This window comes from Sphingomonas sp. MMS24-J13 (genome assembly GCF_044905095.1).
Lineage (GTDB): Bacteria > Pseudomonadota > Alphaproteobacteria > Sphingomonadales > Sphingomonadaceae > Sphingomonas_I.
In genome coordinates this window covers 2,765,729-2,782,642 of the sequence record NZ_CP173258.1, presented here as the reverse complement: position 1 = coordinate 2,782,642, position 16,914 = coordinate 2,765,729, and the positions used below count along the sequence as shown (strand labels likewise).

General features: G+C 65.9%; 19 protein-coding genes. 14 read left to right on the top strand and 5 right to left on the bottom strand.

What is annotated here, in order from left to right; all coding sequences use genetic code 11:
- Positions 1–87: 87 nt before the first annotated feature.
- Positions 88–1,548: a helicase HerA domain-containing protein gene (locus AB4Z44_RS12965; RefSeq protein ID WP_404710115.1), complete on the bottom strand. Its 1,461-nt coding sequence runs from the start codon at positions 1,546–1,548 to the stop codon at positions 88–90.
- Between the two features lie 123 nt (positions 1,549–1,671).
- Here AB4Z44_RS12965 and AB4Z44_RS12960 point away from each other — a divergent pair, with 123 nt between their 5' ends.
- The 5 genes from AB4Z44_RS12960 to tatC all read left to right on the top strand — a co-directional run bounded on the left by AB4Z44_RS12960 (position 1,672) and on the right by tatC (position 4,714).
- Positions 1,672–2,433, top strand: a complete 762-nt coding sequence (locus AB4Z44_RS12960) for a segregation and condensation protein A (protein WP_404710114.1) — start codon at positions 1,672–1,674, stop codon at positions 2,431–2,433.
- Positions 2,430–2,999: an SMC-Scp complex subunit ScpB gene (gene scpB / locus AB4Z44_RS12955; RefSeq protein ID WP_404710113.1), complete on the top strand. Its 570-nt coding sequence runs from the start codon at positions 2,430–2,432 to the stop codon at positions 2,997–2,999. The genes AB4Z44_RS12960 and scpB overlap by 4 nt, the downstream gene beginning before the upstream one ends.
- Positions 3,000–3,095: 96 nt before the next feature.
- The gene (locus AB4Z44_RS12950; RefSeq protein WP_404710112.1) at positions 3,096–3,341 is read left to right on the top strand and encodes a Sec-independent protein translocase subunit TatA; all 246 of its coding nucleotides are present in this window, start codon (positions 3,096–3,098) and stop codon (positions 3,339–3,341) included.
- A 111-nt stretch (positions 3,342–3,452) separates the two neighbouring features.
- Positions 3,453–3,926, top strand: a complete 474-nt coding sequence (gene tatB, locus AB4Z44_RS12945; RefSeq protein WP_404710111.1) for a Sec-independent protein translocase protein TatB — start codon at positions 3,453–3,455, stop codon at positions 3,924–3,926.
- A complete protein-coding gene (tatC, locus tag AB4Z44_RS12940; protein ID WP_404710110.1) occupies positions 3,923–4,714 on the top strand; it encodes a twin-arginine translocase subunit TatC in 792 nt (263 codons plus the stop codon). The genes tatB and tatC overlap by 4 nt, the downstream gene beginning before the upstream one ends.
- 74 nt (positions 4,715–4,788) lie before the next feature.
- Here tatC and AB4Z44_RS12935 read toward each other — a convergent pair whose 3' ends face one another.
- From AB4Z44_RS12935 to AB4Z44_RS12925, 3 genes are all read right to left on the bottom strand, one after another.
- Positions 4,789–4,929: an entericidin A/B family lipoprotein gene (locus AB4Z44_RS12935; RefSeq protein WP_404710109.1), complete on the bottom strand. Its 141-nt coding sequence runs from the start codon at positions 4,927–4,929 to the stop codon at positions 4,789–4,791.
- Positions 4,930–5,186: 257 nt separating this feature from the next.
- On the bottom strand, positions 5,187–6,773 hold the full coding sequence (locus AB4Z44_RS12930; RefSeq protein WP_404710108.1) for a sensor histidine kinase: 1,587 nt from the start codon (positions 6,771–6,773) through the stop codon (positions 5,187–5,189).
- A 17-nt stretch (positions 6,774–6,790) separates the two neighbouring features.
- A complete protein-coding gene (locus AB4Z44_RS12925; protein WP_404710107.1) occupies positions 6,791–7,024 on the bottom strand; it encodes a NepR family anti-sigma factor in 234 nt (77 codons plus the stop codon).
- Between the two features lie 284 nt (positions 7,025–7,308).
- Between AB4Z44_RS12925 and AB4Z44_RS12920 the strand changes: the two genes are divergently transcribed.
- The 9 genes from AB4Z44_RS12920 (at position 7,309) to AB4Z44_RS12880 (ending at position 15,403) form a co-directional block, all read left to right on the top strand.
- On the top strand, positions 7,309–8,103 hold the full coding sequence (locus AB4Z44_RS12920) for a response regulator (protein ID WP_404710106.1): 795 nt from the start codon (positions 7,309–7,311) through the stop codon (positions 8,101–8,103).
- Positions 8,104–8,186: 83 nt separating this feature from the next.
- Positions 8,187–8,324, top strand: coding sequence for a hypothetical protein (locus tag AB4Z44_RS12915; RefSeq protein WP_404710105.1), 138 nt, complete (start codon positions 8,187–8,189; stop codon positions 8,322–8,324).
- Positions 8,325–8,415: 91 nt separating this feature from the next.
- Positions 8,416–9,057 carry a sigma-70 family RNA polymerase sigma factor gene (locus tag AB4Z44_RS12910; RefSeq protein WP_404710104.1) on the top strand — a complete coding sequence of 214 codons (642 nt, stop codon included), beginning with the start codon at positions 8,416–8,418 and terminating at the stop codon, positions 9,055–9,057.
- 316 nt (positions 9,058–9,373) lie between these two features.
- A complete protein-coding gene (locus AB4Z44_RS12905) occupies positions 9,374–12,076 on the top strand; it encodes a bifunctional [glutamine synthetase] adenylyltransferase/[glutamine synthetase]-adenylyl-L-tyrosine phosphorylase (protein ID WP_404710103.1) in 2,703 nt (900 codons plus the stop codon).
- A gap of 33 nt (positions 12,077–12,109) precedes the next feature.
- Entirely contained in the window at positions 12,110–12,574 is a 465-nt protein-coding gene (locus AB4Z44_RS12900) for a peroxiredoxin (protein WP_404710102.1), read from the top strand.
- Positions 12,574–13,434 (top strand): ferritin-like domain-containing protein, encoded by an 861-nt coding sequence (locus AB4Z44_RS12895; RefSeq protein ID WP_404714228.1) that lies wholly within the window; start codon positions 12,574–12,576, stop codon positions 13,432–13,434. Before AB4Z44_RS12900 ends, AB4Z44_RS12895 begins: the two co-directional genes overlap by 1 nt.
- Before the next feature lie 113 nt (positions 13,435–13,547).
- Positions 13,548–14,198, top strand: coding sequence for a M23 family metallopeptidase (locus AB4Z44_RS12890; protein ID WP_404710101.1), 651 nt, complete (start codon positions 13,548–13,550; stop codon positions 14,196–14,198).
- Between the two features lie 40 nt (positions 14,199–14,238).
- Positions 14,239–14,574, top strand: coding sequence for an iron-sulfur cluster insertion protein ErpA (gene erpA / locus AB4Z44_RS12885; RefSeq protein ID WP_404714227.1), 336 nt, complete (start codon positions 14,239–14,241; stop codon positions 14,572–14,574).
- Between the two features lie 52 nt (positions 14,575–14,626).
- Positions 14,627–15,403 (top strand): exodeoxyribonuclease III, encoded by a 777-nt coding sequence (locus AB4Z44_RS12880; RefSeq protein WP_404710100.1) that lies wholly within the window; start codon positions 14,627–14,629, stop codon positions 15,401–15,403.
- Positions 15,404–15,460: 57 nt separating this feature from the next.
- Here AB4Z44_RS12880 and AB4Z44_RS12875 read toward each other — a convergent pair whose 3' ends face one another.
- A complete protein-coding gene (locus tag AB4Z44_RS12875) occupies positions 15,461–16,882 on the bottom strand; it encodes an FAD-binding oxidoreductase (RefSeq protein ID WP_404710099.1) in 1,422 nt (473 codons plus the stop codon).
- Positions 16,883–16,914: the final 32 nt, after the last annotated feature.

Here is a 16,914-nt window from a genome sequence, read left to right as displayed (position 1 = left end):
GTAACCAATCTTGAGGTGGCAGCTCGGGCTTCGCCCTCGCCCCTCACCCCAACCCTCTCCCAAAATGGGAGAGGGAGTCCGGTTGCGTTACGCCGCCGCGCTGGCGGCTTCGGGCTCGGTCGTCCACCCGAGTTGCGGGATCGTCGCGGTTCGCCGGCCGCGTAGATCGATCCGCAGCACGATGTAATTCTTGCTCTCCATATAAGCGAGCAAGCGCTTGATCCGGCCGAGCGACTGCGTCCCGTAGACCCGCGCGATCTCGGCGTCCGACGGGCAGGGCAGTTGTTCGCGTGCTGCGCGCGCCAGGGTCATGAAGACGCCCAGCATGTCCTCGGGCACGGTATCCGCCAGCCGGAGCGCCATCGCCCAGCCTTCGTCGGCCAATTCCGCCGAGAACAGCCCCGCGCGTGCCAGCGCCAGCCGACGGACGAAGGCGGTCGGCGACAAGGGCGATTGCGCCAGCCCGCGCATGCGGCAGCGTATCGCGAAATCCTGATAGAGCGAACCCGGTGCGCGCTGATCGTCGGGGTCGGCGACGATGTCCGCCAGCACGGCATCCACCCGCTCGCCGATATCGGCGACCTCGAACAACGAGGCGACGGGTTCGGGCGCCGGCACATCGGCCTCGATCCGTTCGAGCAGATGCTCGACCGGTTCGGCCGGGCGCGGCGGCGGGGGCGGGGGCGCTTCAGGTTCGAGCGCATCGAACAACAGGCCCTGCCGTTCGGCCGTCCCCATGCTCGGCAGGGGGGCGAGCGCGAACGCGCCGCCGGCGCCGCTCGTTCGAACCTCACCGATATGGATCAGCCTGGGGCGGCGCGAGAGAGCCGGGCCGAGCGCGAGAAACTGGCCGCGTGCCAGATCGCGGATCTGTTCGGCCTGGCGCCGCTCCATGCCGAGCAGATCGGCCGCGCGCGCCATGTCGATATCGAGGAAGGTGCGCCCCATCAGGAAGTTCGACGCTTCGGCCGCGACATTCTTGGCGAGCTTGGCCAGCCGCTGCGTCGCGATCACGCCGGCCAGCCCGCGCTTGCGCCCACGGCACATCAAATTCGTCATCGCGCCGAGCGAGACGCGGCGTGCCTCCTCGCCGACATCGCCCGCGGCGGCCGGCGCGAACAATTGCGCCTCATCGACCACCACCAAAGCCGGAAACCATTGATCGCGCGGCGCATCGAACAGCCGGTTCAGGAAGGCCCCGGCGCAGCGCAGCTGCGCGTCGACCTCCAGCCCCTCGAGATTCAAGATCACCGAGATGCGGTGCTGGCGTACGCGGGCGGCGATGCTCGCGGTCTCGGCTTCGGTATAATCCGCCGCTTCGATCACGAGATGGCCGAATTCCTTGGCCAGCGTGACGAAATCGCCCTCGGGATCGATGATGACCTGCTGCACATAGCCGGCGCTCTGCTCCAGCAGGCGGCGCAGCAGATGCGACTTCCCCGATCCCGAATTGCCCTGGACGAGCAGACGGCTCGCCAGCAGCTCCTCCAGATCGAGGTGCGCGCGCGTTTTGTCCGGTTCGGCGCCCATGTCGATGTGGGTGGTCATCGTGCCGGCTTTTGCAGGATCGAATCCGCACGAGGCAACCCCGCGGGAGGCCGATACGTGTATCATCTGTGGATAGATCGACCCTGCCATTGCCCCCGGGCCACTTTGAGCTAGTCTTTTCGCATGGACGAAGAGGAGTTCGAGCTACCTTTGCCTGCGCCGGGCGAGGAGGCGGCGCTGACGATCGCGATCGATGGCTGGGAAGGGCCGCTCGATCTGCTGCTTACGCTCGCGCGCACCCAGAAGGTCGATCTCAAGCAGATCTCGATCCTGGCTTTGGTCGAGCAATATCTTCAGTTCATCGCCGAGGCGCGCGCGCTCAAGCTCGAACTGGCGGCAGATTATCTGGTGATGGCGGCATGGCTCGCTTACCTCAAATCGGCGCTGCTGCTGCCGCGCGATCCCGAGGTCGAGCCCTCGCCCGAGGAACTCGCGCTGCGGCTGCAACTGCGTCTCCAGCGGCTCGATGCGATGCGCGAGGCGGGTGCGCGCCTGATGGCGCGCGACCGGATCGGGCGCGACATCTTTCTGCGCGGCAGCCCCGACGGCCTGCTGCTGGTCAAGAAGCCCGCCTGGCAGGCGAGCCTGTATGATTTGATCGCCGCTTACGGCGCACTCAAGGCGCGCAACCAGCCGGCGTTCCACGTCGTCCAGCGCCGCGCGGTGATGACGCTCGACGAGGCGCTGGCGCTGGTGGCGCGGATCATCGGCCAACGGCTCGATTGGTCGAGCCTCGAAAGCTTCCTGCCGGAGGGGCTCGATCCCGAATTGCGACGCTCGGCGATCGCCTCAAGCTTCGTCGCCGCACTTGAGCTTGCCAAGCAGGGGCGGCTGCAGATGACGCAGGAGGCGGCGTTCGCTCCCCTGATGGTGAAGGCGGCATGATCGCGCCCGAACTGCGCGCGCTCGAAGCGGCCTTGTTTGCCGCCGAAGAGCCGATGACCGCGGCCGAACTGGCCGAGGCAACCGGGATCGCTGCGTCGGATGCTCTGCTGGCCGATCTAGCCGCGACCTATGAGGGGCGCGGGATCGAACTGGTCGCGCGTGGCGGGCGCTGGCATTTCCAGACCGCGCCCGATCTTGCCCACATCTTGCGGCGGACGCGCGAAGAGCCCCGCAAGCTCAGCCGTGCCGGCATCGAGACACTGGCGATCGTCGCCTATCACGAGCCGGTCAGCCGCGCGGAGATCGAGGCGATCCGCGGGGTCCAGATCTCCAAGGGCACGCTGGATGCGCTGATCGAGGCGGGCTGGGTCCGCCCGGCCGGACGGCGCGAGACGCCCGGTCGTCCGCTGACCTATGCGACGACGCGCGAATTCCTCGAGCATTTCGGTCTGTCCTCGCGCAAGGACCTGCCCGGAATCGAGGATCTGCGCGCCGCTGGCCTGCTCGATCCGATCGATCTGGCGATGGAGCTGGCGCTCTCGCCCGATCAGCCGCAGGACGAGTGAGACCGTGCAGCCCAAGCCCATGATGCCGCATTCGGCATGCTTGAGGTGGCGAAAGCTCGCGATAAGCCCTAGATAGGGCGTTCAAGGAGATTTGACATGGGTGGCTTCAGCATCTGGCATCTACTGCTGCTGGCGGTGGTAGCGATGGTATTCCTGGGCAAGGGACGCCTGTCCGAATTCATGGGCGATGCGGGCAAGGGTCTGCGCAGCTTCAAGAAGGGCTTGACCGACGATGACGATGCGGCTCCGCGTCCGCCGCAGCGCCTGCAGGCGCAGCAGCCGCTGGAGCCCAATCCGGACCATAATCTGCAGCCGATGAAGGACGATCAGCCGCACGTCTGATCCATCGCATCATCCCGGCCGAGGCCGGGATGATATGCTCCAAGGCGCGTCTCGGTCTCCTGAGGCCTCAGCTTCCGCTGGGGCGACGCATTCGTTAGAGCCTTCCCCTGCATGTTCGATATCGCTCCCTCGGAATTGATGCTGGTCGGTGCGGTCGCGCTCGTCGTGATCGGGCCGAAGGACTTGCCGCGTGCGATGCGCTTCGTCGGCCAGTGGGTCGGTCGTGCCCGCGGCATGGCGCGGCATTTCCGGATGGGGATCGACGAGATCATCCGCCAGTCCGAACTGGAGGAAATGCAGAAGAAATGGGCGGCCGAGAATGCGCGCATCATGGCCGAACATCCGATGCCGGCGCCGGCCGAAGAGGCTGACGACGCGGCGTACGCCTATCCGAACGACGTCCATGTCATGACGCCCTTGCCTTCGCCTTCGGCGGAGGCGTCTGCCGAAGGCGATGCCACCACGCCGCCGCACGCGGCGCCGGTGCCACCGTTGGTAGCGGAGGACATGGATCTGTTCGGCACGCCGCCGTCCGCTCCTGCAATCACGCCTGCGCCCTCGACCGAGCACACGCCCAAACCATGAGCGACGATTATAACGAGATCGACGACAGCCGCGCGCCGCTGATCGATCATCTGATCGAGTTGCGCGCGCGGCTGATCCGGGCGTTTGTCGCGCTGGGCGTCGCCTTCGGAATCTGCCTCTATTTCGCGCGGCCGATCTTCACCGTCCTGGTCCACCCTCTGGTCCGCGCGGGGCAGAACAAGCTTATCTACACGCAGATGTTCGAGGCCTTCTTCGTCGAGATAAAGGTCGCCTTCTTCGCGGCGATCATGCTGGCCTTCCCGGTGATCGCCAACCAGATCTGGCAGTTCGTGGCGCCAGGCCTCTACAAGAAAGAGAAGAACGCGCTTCTGCCCTTCCTCTTTGCGACTCCGATCCTGTTCCTGCTCGGCGCCTCGCTCGCTTACTTCGTCGCGATACCGATGGCGTTGCACTTCCTGCTGAGCTTCCAGGGCAATCTCGGCGGGGTGCAGCAGGAAGCGTTGCCGGCGGTGGGCAGCTACCTCGATCTCGTCATGCAGTTCATGTTCGGCTTCGGGCTGGCGTTCCTGACGCCGGTGCTGCTGATGCTGCTGGAGCGCGCGGGCATCGTCACCCGCACGCAACTGGTCGGCTTCCGCCGCTATGCGATCGTGGCCAACACCGCGATTGCCGCTGTGCTGGCGCCGCCCGATATCGGATCGATGATCCTGCTCGGCGTGCCTTTGATCCTGCTTTACGAAGTGGCGCTGGCGGCGATGTGGTTCACCGAGCGGCGCGATGCACGCAAGAAGGACGAGCCTGGTACGTCGCTCGCGACCAGAGACTGAAAAAGGCGCCGCCCTTTTGGGACGGCGCCTTCATTTGAACCTGGCACCCCTCAGGAGTGAGGCTGGCTCAGCGATCAGTGCGAGCTGTCGGCCGCATTGGTGACGGCCTTGCCGGCCGACGACACGTCCTTGCCGGCGCCGGAAACCGTGTTGCAGGCCGCGAGGAGAAGCGTGCCGGCAATGAGCGAGAATTCCACAACCTTGCGAATCGTCATGATGTTGCTCCCTTGGAGTAGGCCAAGTCCGTTAAGGATGGCTCCGATGGATCAATGCAGGGCGCCCCCGATTGTTCCGCCATGGCAACGAAGGCCGCCAAACACAATTTGGGCCCGGAAGCGCCACCGGGGGGAGGATCGGCGCGTCCGGGCCCATTGTTTTGGACAGCGAGAGCGGGGGGGCAAAAGGTCGCTATCCGGGGTGTAAAACGGCTCTGAGGGACCGCAGTTCCGTGCCGCCGAAAAATAATTGCGAATTATTTGTCGTCTGCGTCGGCGATTTCAGGCTCGGCCACCGTGATCGCGATACGGTAGCGGCCGGTCGCACCGTCATAGTCGAGCGGGGAGCGCAGCTGACGCGAAAGGCCGAGCACGATTCGTTCGAAACGATCGAGGCCGGGATGGTGCGGGCGGTCCGACGAGGCGAGACCGGGTGCCTCGATCGAAAGGGTCGCGCGATCCCGTGCCGGCCCGGGGGTCAGCGCGATCGCCACGCCGCCCGCCGGGTCGTTCTCCATCACGAGCTCGACGATTTCGGTGACGAGGAAGGCGATCGGCACCGCCACATCCTGGGTGATGTAAGCCGGGATCATGTCGAGCGTGATCGTCATGTGGCTCGCCGCGGCGGGCGCGGTACCGCGCAGGTTGGCGGTCAGTTCGGCGATCAGCGAGCGCAGCGCGACGCCGCGATTTTCCTCAAGTTCGGCATAATGGTTGCGATGGACCACGGCGAGCGCATCGACCCGGCGCTGGATCGAGGCATAGGCCGCCGCGACCTCACCCTTGGTGCCGCGCGAATGAAGGTTGATCAGGCTGGCGACGACCTGAAGGTTGTTCTTGACGCGATGATGCACCTCGCGCGTCAGCCGTACCTGGTGGCGCAGGCCCGCTTCCAGTTCGTCCTCACGCTTCATCAACAAGGCGGCGCTCTGCTGGAAGGCTTCGCCGAGCGCGCGAATTTCGTGGCTCGGGGTCGTGAGTCGCGGCAGTTCGAGCGGCCCCTCGCCGCGATATTCGGTCACCGCGCGCTGAAGCTGGGCCAGCGGACGCAGCAACAACTGGTCGACCACCACCCAGCCGATGCCGGCGGCGGCCGCCCACATCAGAAGCGGCAGCAAGACCAGCAGGATTTCGACCGCGCTGATGGGATTGGTGGTGAGCGTCAGGTCCAGCTGTGCCTGTCCGCCCGCGATCGGCGCGGATACGCCCAGCCGCTCGCCCAGTGGATAGGCGGTGGAGGTGCTGGAAATGGTGAGCGCTGTCTTGCCCTGGCTGAGCTGAAGCCCCTGCGTCTTGTCTCCGGTCGGCAGGAGCCGGGCCAGCAAGGCGAGGGGCAATTCGCCTACCGCATAGCGCCCGTCGACGCCGGCGATCGTGAACCGCAAGCCTCCGGGGCTGGGCAGAAGAAGCACTTCGGGGGTGGCGCGCCCGCGCGGTGACGACAAGCCGCGTATATCGTAGCCTGGGCTGGCGCAGCGCAAGGTTCCGTCGCTGTTGAAAAGCGCAAAGCGCACCGGGCTCTCGAACGCGCCCATATCGGTCTGCATCGCTTCGCGGCATTGCCGGGGGTCGGTAGGGCCGTTCGTCAGCGAGCTGCGCAGGATGCTGGCGCCGCGGAGCAGCGCGATGTCGATCTGGCGCGCCTCGGCGGTCGCGATGATGCGGGCATCCTGTTCGCGCTGCAGCCGTTTGCCGTGCGACGATTGGATCGATGCCAGGAGTGCGATCAGGCCCAGCGGCAACAGGGCGCCGGTGAGGATCAGCAGCATCTTCACGCCGGTCGAAACGCCGGCGAAGAATGAGCGGGATTCGGACGGAGGCGTGGAAGGCAGCGATGACGCCATCGGGCTATCGTTCGCCGTCAGCTGAGTTTCCCGAGCAGGTCGAGGAATTCCGCGGGTACATCTTCCTTGACGGCTTCCTCATAAGCGGTGCGCAGAGCGTTGGCGACATGCGGATCCGATCCGCGCGCGCTTCCCTTCGATCCTGGCTTCCCTTTTCCAGCCGCTTTCGTTCCGGCCGATTTCGGCTTTTTATCTGAATTGTCTGCCGTCAAACCGAACGCTCCCCGCCGTAGATCATCGTCCAGCCGCACTTTCGTCTCAAGCCTCACGCTCGTTACTCGGTGGCCGCCGAATTGCAGCCGAATGCAGAAAATGGCCGCTCCGGACGGAGTCGGCCATGCGATATCCAATCCATTGCGGAAAGTCCCGCTACATCCGGAAACAAAAGTGCATCATGTTTGTTCCGGGGTGCGGGCAAAAAGTCGGGTGTTGCCTGCACCGGGGGTGAAAAGGGCTTTTTGGCCTGCATCGCTTTCGTTGCAGCAGCGTTATGGCTATCCCGCAAGGACAAATATACCAGGAGCATAAAATCGCCATGTCGCTCGGCCAGGATCTCGCACCGCATCTTCCCTTCCTGCGCCGCTATGCCCGCGCGCTGACCGGCACCCAGAAGCATGGTGACGCTTATGTTCGTCAGGCGCTCGAAGCGATCGTCGCCGCACCGCAGGATTTTCCGCGCGACGTCGATGTTCGGCTCGGCCTCTACCGCACCTTCCAGCGCATCTGGCATTCGACCAACGATATCGATCGCCCCGATGCCGATCCGAGTGACGGCGGCAGTATCGCCGATGCCCGCCTTTCGCAGATAACCCCGCGCTCCCGCCAGGCTTTGCTCCTCACGCAGCTCGAGGGCTTCACGGTCGAGGACGCGTCCTACCTGATGGAGACAGACCAGGCGGAGGTCGAGTCGCTCGTTGCCGAGGCGATCGAGGAGATCGAGCGTCAGACCCGGGCGGACGTGCTGATCATCGAGGACGAGCCGATCATCGCGATGGATCTCGAAACGATCGTGCGCGATCTCGGCCATAACGTCACCGGCGTCGCCGTAACGCGCGACGAGGCAGTGGCGCAGGCGCTGGCGCAGCGCCCCGGCCTCGTTCTGGCCGACATCCAGCTGGCCGACGACAGTTCCGGCATCGACGCGGTCAAGGACATCCTCGCGGAATTCTCGGTGCCGGTGATCTTCATCACCGCCTTCCCCGAGCGCCTGCTGACCGGCGAGCGGCCCGAGCCGACCTTCCTGATCACCAAGCCGTTCCAGCGTTCGACGGTGAAGGCTGCCATCAGCCAGGCCTTGTTCTTCGATCTGTCGACGGTGCCGGCGGAATAGTCATTTCGGCTGTGAAACTGATGGAACTCGGTCGCAGCGCGGCCGTTGGCCGCCTGTAACGAAATGATTTGCGGGAACGCATGATGGCCGACGAAGACACCCATCTGACACGGACCGAAGCGCGGGCCGGGCAATCGAACCATGTGACGCGTTACGTTCTGCCGATCTCGTTGGCGCTGGTGGTGATCCTGTTCGTGGTCATCCTGTTGGTGTGGCGATAGGTTCGGGTAATCTCGATCAATTGCATATTCTGCCAACCACCCCATGTTGGGTGGGCCGTTGGCTTGCGCGTGTAGGGGATATTCCAGCTTGATGACCGAAGCCGAAGCGGACGACGATCTGCCGGAAGATATGCCGGAGCCCGCAGAGCATGTCGCGCTTTCCGACGAGGAGTTCCGCACCGAGCTGGCGCGCGTGATCCCCCATCTTCGCGCATTCGGCCGATCGCTTTCGGGCAATCGCGACCTTGCCGACGATCTCGTCCAGGAGACGCTGCTGAAGGCCTGGGCCGCTCGCAAGCGCTTTCAGGCCGGCACTAACATGCGCGCCTGGACCTTCATCATCCTGCGCAATCTTTTCCTGAGCCAGATGCGTCGTGCGCGTTTCAAAGGCGAGTGGGACGACGTCACCGCCAGCAAGATCCTCGCCGCTCCGGCCAGCCAGGAACGGCATGTCGATCTCGGCGATCTGCAGCGTGCGTTGATGTATCTGCCGCAGCCGCAGCGCGAAGCGCTGATTCTCGTCGGTGCGGGTGGCTTCGCTTACGAGGAGGCGGCGGAGATTTGTGGCTGCGCGGTCGGCACGATCAAGAGCCGCGTTGCGCGCGGGCGGGTTGCGCTGGAGCAGCTCATGCTTGGCGACAAATTGCCTTCACGTCGCGACGATCCGGCCGATGCTGCGAGCCCGCTGCAGGCGATCATGGGTGAGGTCGACGAGCTTAGCCGCAATCGCTGATTGCAGCGCTCCGTGCCGTTAGCCCCGGGCAAATGCCGTTGGAAGACATGTCGATCTCGCCCCGCACGGCTGTAGGGGGCGTTATCGCAGCCGTTCGAGCAGTCGGGCGAATTCCCGGGGCAATGACGGGACCGCGCCGAAGCTGCCAAGCAAGGCACGGCGCACGCCCTCATGCGGCGTCGGCATCGTCACCGTTTCGGGCTTCCGTCGTTCGCCAATTGGCGAAGGGTTACGCGACTCTACGAAACTCATGCATGGATAACGTTATAATAGGACGAGAGTTGCGGGCTGCGACGCGCCATGCTCCACTTTGTATGTGAAAGAAGAAACCGAAATCGATCTTGTCTCGCTGCCGATCGGTGATTCGATCGCACGCGCCGAAGCATTTTCACCATTCCTGCGCGGGTTGATCGCACGGCGGCGCGAGGTGGCCGATTTGGTCGAGCGTCAGGGCCTGGCCGCGGCGCTTGCGCAAGCCGAAGCAGCCAGCCGCGCCGATCCCGATACGCCGCGCGCGCTCCGGCGCGAACGCCAGGCGGTGGCGCTCGCGGTGGCGCTCGCCGATCTGGCCGGCGCACCGTTCGAGGTCGTCACCCGCGCGCTCAGCGATTTCGCCGATCGCGCGCTCGATCGCGCGATCGGGGCCGCAATCGCGGAGCGCGTGCCCGACGCTCCAATGACCGGGATGGTCGCGCTCGCGCTTGGCAAGCAGGGCAGCCACGAGCTCAACTATTCGTCGGATATCGATCCGATCCTGCTGTTCGATCCGGAAACGCTGCCGCATCGGCGACAGGAGGAGCCCATCGAGGCGGCGGTGCGCTATGCCCGCCGGATCGTTGCCTTGCTACAGGAGCGGACCGCCGAGGGCTACGTCCTGCGCGTCGACCTGCGCCTGCGTCCGGCGTCGGAGGCGACCCCGCTCGCCGTGCCGATCGACATGGCGATCGCCCATTATGAATCGAGCGCTTTGCCATGGGAGCGCGCTGCGTTCATTCGTGCGCGGGCGGCGGCGGGCGATATCGCGCTCGGGCAGGAGTTTCTCGATCATCTGCGCCCGTTCGTCTGGCGCCGCGCGCTGGATTATGGCGCGATCCGCGAACTACGCGGGCTCTCGCACCGGATTCGCGACCATCATGCCCAGGGGCAGGTCCTCGGGGCCGGCTACGACGTCAAGCGCGGGCGCGGTGGTATTCGCGAGGTCGAATTCTTCGCCCAGATCCACCAGCTGATCCACGGCGGGCGTATCCCCGCCATTCGAGCGCCCGCGACGCTCGATGCGCTGGCGGGACTGGCGGGGGAGGGTCTGATCCCCACAGCGGATGCCGCCGCGCTTGCCGCCGCGTATCGGACCTTGCGGACGGTCGAGCACCGGCTGCAGATGATCGACGATCACCAGACCCATCGCCTGCCAACCGACGCAGCCGATATGGATGCGGTCGCCGGCCTCGCCGGCCTTGAGAATGGCGAGGCGCTGGTGGCGTTGCTCGCGCCGCACGTCGCCATCGCCGGTCGCTTGTATGACGGGCTCGAACAGGGGGCGGGCGAGGGCCTGCCCCAAGCGCATGACAGTCTCGAGGATCGGCTCGCGCAGGCCGGATTCACCGACACCGCCGCCGCGCGTGCACGGATCGAGGGCTGGCGCGAGGGGCGAACCCGGACCACCCGCAGCCAGGCGGCGCGCGACGCGCTGGAGGCGGTGTTGCCCGCTCTGGTCGACGCGCTCGCCCGCGCGCCGGCGCCCGATCGCGCGCTCGATCGATTCGACAATCTCGTCGCCCGGCTGCCCAGCGCGATCAACCTGTTCCGCCTGCTTGAGGCGCGCCCCGCGCTGATCGGCCAGCTTGCCGACATATTGAGCCATGCGCCGACTCTGGCGGAGGCGCTCTCGCGCAATGCCGGGCTGCTCGACGGGTTGATCGATGCGAGCGCGCTCGATGCCCCACCCGACGTTGCGACCCTCGCCGCCACGTTCGCGCGAGGCGAGCGCGGTGAGGACTACCAGGCGATGCTCGATCGGGTGCGTCGCATGGTCGCCGAACGACGCTTCCAGCTCGGCGTCCAGCTGATCTGCGGAGCAGCCGACCCGATCGCGGTCGGCGAAGGCTATGGCCGTGTGGCCGAAGCCGCGATCGAGACGCTCGGCCGCGCCGCGATCGCCGGGTTCGAGGAAGCGCATGGCAAGGTGCCGGGCGGCGAACTCGTCATCCTCGGCCTTGGCCGGCTCGGCGGCGGGGTGCTGACCCACGCCTCCGATCTCGACCTGATCTATCTCTTCACCGGCGATTTCATGAGCGAATCCGATGGTCGCCGGGCGCTGGGCGCGAGCACCTATTTCAATCGCCTCGCCCAGCGCGTCTCGACCGCTTTGTCGGTGCCGACTGCGGCCGGGCCGCTCTATGAGGTCGATACGCGGCTGCGCCCGTCGGGCAATCAGGGGATGCTCGCGGTCTCGGTCGACAGCTTCGCGCGCTACGAGGAGGAAAGCGCCTGGACGTGGGAGCACATGGCGCTCACCCGGGCGCGGCCGCTCTTCGGCTCGGCCGCCGCGCGCGCGCAGGTGCAGGACGTGATCGACGCGACTCTCGCCCGCCCGCGCGATCCCGCGAGCCTCACGGCCGATGCCGCCAAGATGAGGCAGGATATCTCTACCCACAAGCCGCCGGCAGGCCCGTTCGACGTCAAGCTGATCGAAGGCGGGCTGATCGATGCCGAATTCACCGTCCATCTGCTCCAGTTGCGCGAACGGATCGGGCTCGATCCACACCTCGCCGTCGCTGTCGCGACGATGGAACGGGCAGGTTTGATAGCGCGCGGCTTCGGCGAGGCGCATGCGCTTCTCACCCGCATGTTGATCTCGCTGCGCCTTGCCGCCCCTAAATCGGACGAGCCGCCGCTCGCCTCGCAGGCGCTGGTCGCGCGGGCGTGCCGGATGGCGGACTGGCGCTCCTTGCTCGCGGCCTATGCGCAGGCGCGTACCCTGATCGCGGGGGAGTGGCATCGGGTGGCGGGGCTGGGCTAGAGACTTGCCCGACCCAGCTTTGAGGACAGGCCGATGATTACCGAAGGCGACACCGCACCCGACGTCACGCTCCAGATGGCCGACAGCAGCATGGCCAGACTGGCCGATCTCGAGAAGCCGCTGGTCGTCTATTTCTATCCCAAGGACGATACGTCGGGCTGCACCGTCGAGGCGAAGGATTTCTCCGCTTTGGCCAGCGCGTTCGCCGCGGAAGGGGTTTCGCTGCTCGGCGTTTCGAAGAACTCGCCGAAGGACCACGCCAAATTCACCGCCAAATATGATCTGACCGTGCCGCTCGCCACCGACGCCGACGGTACCGTGACCGAGGGGTTCGGCACCTGGGTGCAGAAGAGCATGTATGGCCGCAAATATATGGGCATCGAACGCGCGACCTTTCTGATCGACGGCGACGGCAAGATCGCAAAGGTGTGGCGCAAGGTATCGGTGCCGGGCCATGCGGCGGAGGTGCTGGCAGCGGCGCGCGCGCTCAAGGGATGATGCAGGCAACTGCCGGTACCGCCTGCCTCACCGTTCTTTCGACCGCCGATCCCGCCGCCAAAATCCGCGCCGCGCGCCAGGCTGCGCGCGATTGGCGGCTCGGTCGCCTCGGCTGGGCGTTCGATGCGACGATGCCCGATCGCCCGGCGAGACCCGATCGGCCCGAACTGCTGGCACCACGCTATATGCCGAAGCGCCGCAAGGGCGGCGGCCCGGCCGGCCGGATCGCCCTGCTCCACGCGCTCGCGCATATCGAATTCGTCGCGATCGATCTGGCGTTCGATCTGATCGGCCGCTTCGGCGCGCGCTTCCCGCGCGCGTTCGTCGACGACTGGATGAGGGTCGGCGCCGACGAGGCGATGCACTTCGCCATTCTCGATCGGCGGTTGCGCCAGCTCGGCTCGTTCTACGGCGCGTTGCCCGCGCACGACGGCCTGTGGGAGGCGGCGGAGCTCACCGCGCACGATGCGCTCGCCCGCATCGCGATCGTTCCCATGATTCTCGAGGCGCGCGCGCTCGACATAACCCCGCAGACGATCGCGCGCCTGGAAGCGGCCGGCGATCCTGCGTCGGCGCAGCCGCTCCGCCGGATCATGCGCGACGAGATCGTCCATGTTGCAGCGGGCGTAAGATGGTTTCGATACGGATGCGTCGTGCGCAACGATTCGCCGCCCGAAACCTGGCGAAAGCTGGTCTCGAAATATTTTCGCGGCAGCCTGAAACCTCCGTTCAACGACTCGGCGCGGGCAGCGGCCGGTCTGACGACGGATTTCTATTCGGCTGTTGCCGACCCTTACGCGCATGCAGCAGAAAAGTTCCTGTCGTCGCGGGAGGGGCTTTTCCGGAGACGGCCAGCGTGAAGTAACCGGATTGGGCGGGGGGCCCGGTCCGTGCTCGCAACGCCGGAGATTGAATGATTATTCGAAATATTGCTGCCCGGGTCATGGGTAGCTGCGCTCTCGTCGCTTCGTGCATGTCGATTTCCGTCCAGCCAGCCGCCGCCGAAGGCGTGGCAACGCTGCAGAAAGGCGATCATATCGCAGCCGTCGCACCGGTGGCTCCAGACGCCTCGGTACGTGGCAATGGCGAGTTCCATTCGCTGTTCATGTCATGGAAGAAGCTGGACGGCACCGGCGCGCAGAGCGCGATCGCGGTGCCCTCGTCCAAGCCGGTCAACACCGCCACCTTCACCTCGGGCTATGGCGTCCGTTCGGATCCGTTCCGCGGATCGGCCGCGATGCATGCCGGCATCGATCTGGCGGGGCCGATGGGCACCCCGGTCTATGCCACCGCCGACGGTGTGGTCGACAAGGCCGAATGGGCGGGCGGCTACGGCAACATGGTCGAGATCGATCATGGCAAGGGTCTGCAGACCCGCTTCGGCCACCTCTCCCGCATCCTCGTCCATGATGGCGAGAAGGTCACGCGCGGCATGCTGATCGCGCTGATGGGCTCGACCGGCCGTTCGACCGGTAGCCACCTTCATTACGAGGTCCGCATCGACGGCCGCGCGGTCAACCCGATCCCGTTCCTCCAGTCGGCCGATTATGTGACCGCGATGGAGGCCCGCGCTGCCGCGGTCGCACTCGGCGGCCCCGACGACGCCAACAACGACGTCGAATGAGACGGTTGATAGGGTGGCCCCGCCGCCCTATCTCCGCATCATGAGCGACACCGCGCAGATCGACATCACATCCTCCGCCGCCGCGCGTGTCGCGGCGATTGCGGGCAAGCAGGGCAAGCCCGCCATCCTGCGGCTTGCCGTCGATGGCGGCGGCTGCGCCGGCTTTCAGTATAAATTCGGTCTCGCCGATGCGATCGACGCCGACGATGCCGTGGCCGAGCGTGACGGCGTCCAACTGGTCGTCGATTCGATCAGCCTCGATCTCGTGCGGGGCAGCGCCGTCGATTATGTCGAAAGCCTGGGCGGCGCGGCGTTCCGCGTGACCAACCCCAATGCCGCCTCGGGCTGCGGCTGCGGGACCAGCTTCTCCATCTGATCGCGCAAGCGCGAGGGTGACTTCGGGGCAAGCGATCCGCTAAGCCCGTCCCATGAAGATCGCGACCTATAACATCAACGGCATCGGCGCGCGCCTGCCGCGCCTGCTCGAATGGCTCGAAGAGACCCAGACCGACATCGTTTGCCTCCAGGAATTGAAGGCGCCCGACGAACGCTTCCCCGAATTCGAGATCAAGGCGCTCGGCTATAATGCGCTCTGGCATGGCCAGAAGAGCTGGAACGGCGTCGCCATCCTCGCACGCGGCATGGACATCCACGAGACCCGCCGCGGCCTGCCGAACGATCCCGATCCCAGCCATAGCCGTTATCTCGAAGCCGAAGTGGACGGGATAACCGTCGCATCGATCTACCTGCCCAACGGCAATCCGGTGCCCGGCCCCAAATTCGACTACAAGATCGCCTGGTTCGAGGCGCTACTGGTGCACGCCGTCGATCTGTGGGCAACCGAGGCGCCCGTGGTCCTGGCCGGCGACTGGAACGTCATCCCTACCGACAGCACCGACGATGTCTTCTCGGCCAAGCGCATGGCCGAGGATGCCCTGACCCAGCCGGAGAGCCGCGCCTGCTTCGCCCGGCTGAAACATGCCGGCTGGACCGACGCGATCCGCGCGATCCATCCGACCGGCCCGGTCTACACCTTCTGGGACTATACGATGAACGCCTGGGCGCGCGACGCCGGCTTCCGCATCGACCATCTGATGCTGAGCCCGGCTGCGGCCGACCGGCTGCTCGATGCCGGCGTCGACAAGGATGCGCGCGGGAAAGAGAAAGCGAGCGATCACGCGCCGACGTGGATTAGTCTGCGGTGACATAGGACTCCCTCTCCCGCGAAAGCGGGAGAGGGCTTCAGGAAGGGCTTAAGATAATCAAATCACCTTGCCGGGATTGAGGATTCCCTTCGGGTCCATCGATCGCTTGAGCAGCCGCATCAGCGCCAGCTCTTCCTCCGTGCGCGAGAAATGGAGGAAATCGCGCTTCAACTGGCCAATGCCATGCTCGGCCGAGATCGATCCGCCCCATTCGCCGACCGCGGCGTAGATCGTCTCCTCGATCTCGTGCACCGGCACGACATCGCGCGGCAGGCGAACCGAGAGGTGGAGGTTGGAATCGGCCAGATGGCCGAATGGTACGACGATGATGTCGGGCCAGCGATCGGTCAGCAGCTTGGTCGCGTGGACGATGAAATCCTCGATCCGCACGGCAGGCAGGCTGACGTCGAAGCCGATCTGCGGCCAGTGGACCCTGGGCCATTCGCCCGGTGAATCGCGGATCGACCAGAGATCGGTGCGCTGCTTGCCCGACGCCGCGATCACCGCATCCTGCGCCAGCCCGCTCTCGATGAATTGGGCGAACACCGCCTCGAAGCGCGCATCGTCGGCCTCCTGATCGGTGCCCAACGTCTCCATCAGCACATAGATGCCATGGCCGTGCGGGATCGGCGCAGCGCGGCCGAGCGCATCGGTGGCGAGCCGGTAGAAATCGGGCCACATCACCTCGAAGGCCGACAGGGTGGCACCGAACGAGGCGCTGGCTTCACCCATCAGCTTCAGCAGCGACGGAAAGTCCGCGACCGCAACCAGCCCGGTGCTGGCGCTGCGCGGTTTGGGGAAGAGCCGCAGCACGAGGCGGGTGATGATGCCCAGCGTGCCCTCGCTGCCGATGAAGAGGTGCTTCAGATCATAGCCGGCATTGTTCTTGAGCATGCGGTTGAGCGACGAGATCACCGTTCCGTCGGCCAGCACCGCTTCGACGCCGAGGATCAGATCGCGCATCATGCCATAGCGCAGCACGCGATTGCCGCCGGCGTTGGTCGAGGCGTTGCCGCCCACCTGCGCGGTGCCGCGCCCGCCCAGATCGAGCGGGAAGAACAGGTCTGCGGCATCCGCCGCCTGCTGCACTGCCTCCAGCACCACGCCCGCCTGTACCGTGAGGGTGCGGCCGACCGGATCGAGCTCCTCTATCGTGCGCATCCGCTCGAGTGACAGCATGAGTGAGGGGAGGATCGGCACGCCGCCCCCGGCCATCCCGGTCAGTCCGCCCTGCGGCACGACCGGCAGGCCCTCGTCGTGGCAGATCGCCATGATCTGCGAGACCTGCTCGGTCGTGCGCGGATAGGCGACGCCGGCCATCGTCATGCCGGGCAGGATCGTGTTGGTGAAATCATGGTCGTGGCGCGGAAAGTCGGCACGATCGGCGCCGTGGACGATGTCCGTCCCGAGCGTTTCCTGCAGCCTTGCGATCGTGCGCGCCATCGCGGACGCATCGCGCTCCAGTTCGTCCGTGATCATGGGCTTCCGTCTCCACCGCTTCGGTTTTCAAG

Excerpts from the sequence above, each read along its gene's own strand:
- AB4Z44_RS12965 (WP_404710115.1), bottom strand. The coding sequence starts at position 1,548 with ATGACCACCCACATCGACATGGGCGCCGAACCGGACAAAACGCGCGCG.
- AB4Z44_RS12960 (WP_404710114.1), top strand. The coding sequence starts at position 1,672 with ATGGACGAAGAGGAGTTCGAGCTACCTTTGCCTGCGCCGGGCGAGGAG.
- scpB (WP_404710113.1), top strand. The coding sequence starts at position 2,430 with ATGATCGCGCCCGAACTGCGCGCGCTCGAAGCGGCCTTGTTTGCCGCC.
- AB4Z44_RS12950 (WP_404710112.1), top strand. The coding sequence starts at position 3,096 with ATGGGTGGCTTCAGCATCTGGCATCTACTGCTGCTGGCGGTGGTAGCG.
- tatB (WP_404710111.1), top strand. The coding sequence starts at position 3,453 with ATGTTCGATATCGCTCCCTCGGAATTGATGCTGGTCGGTGCGGTCGCG.
- tatC (WP_404710110.1), top strand. The coding sequence starts at position 3,923 with ATGAGCGACGATTATAACGAGATCGACGACAGCCGCGCGCCGCTGATC.
- AB4Z44_RS12935 (WP_404710109.1), bottom strand. The coding sequence starts at position 4,929 with ATGACGATTCGCAAGGTTGTGGAATTCTCGCTCATTGCCGGCACGCTT.
- AB4Z44_RS12930 (WP_404710108.1), bottom strand. The coding sequence starts at position 6,773 with ATGGCGTCATCGCTGCCTTCCACGCCTCCGTCCGAATCCCGCTCATTC.
- AB4Z44_RS12920 (WP_404710106.1), top strand. The coding sequence starts at position 7,309 with ATGTCGCTCGGCCAGGATCTCGCACCGCATCTTCCCTTCCTGCGCCGC.
- AB4Z44_RS12915 (WP_404710105.1), top strand. The coding sequence starts at position 8,187 with ATGGCCGACGAAGACACCCATCTGACACGGACCGAAGCGCGGGCCGGG.
- AB4Z44_RS12910 (WP_404710104.1), top strand. The coding sequence starts at position 8,416 with ATGACCGAAGCCGAAGCGGACGACGATCTGCCGGAAGATATGCCGGAG.
- AB4Z44_RS12900 (WP_404710102.1), top strand. The coding sequence starts at position 12,110 with ATGATTACCGAAGGCGACACCGCACCCGACGTCACGCTCCAGATGGCC.
- AB4Z44_RS12895 (WP_404714228.1), top strand. The coding sequence starts at position 12,574 with ATGCAGGCAACTGCCGGTACCGCCTGCCTCACCGTTCTTTCGACCGCC.
- AB4Z44_RS12890 (WP_404710101.1), top strand. The coding sequence starts at position 13,548 with ATGTCGATTTCCGTCCAGCCAGCCGCCGCCGAAGGCGTGGCAACGCTG.
- erpA (WP_404714227.1), top strand. The coding sequence starts at position 14,239 with ATGAGCGACACCGCGCAGATCGACATCACATCCTCCGCCGCCGCGCGT.
- AB4Z44_RS12880 (WP_404710100.1), top strand. The coding sequence starts at position 14,627 with ATGAAGATCGCGACCTATAACATCAACGGCATCGGCGCGCGCCTGCCG.
- AB4Z44_RS12875 (WP_404710099.1), bottom strand. The coding sequence starts at position 16,882 with ATGATCACGGACGAACTGGAGCGCGATGCGTCCGCGATGGCGCGCACG.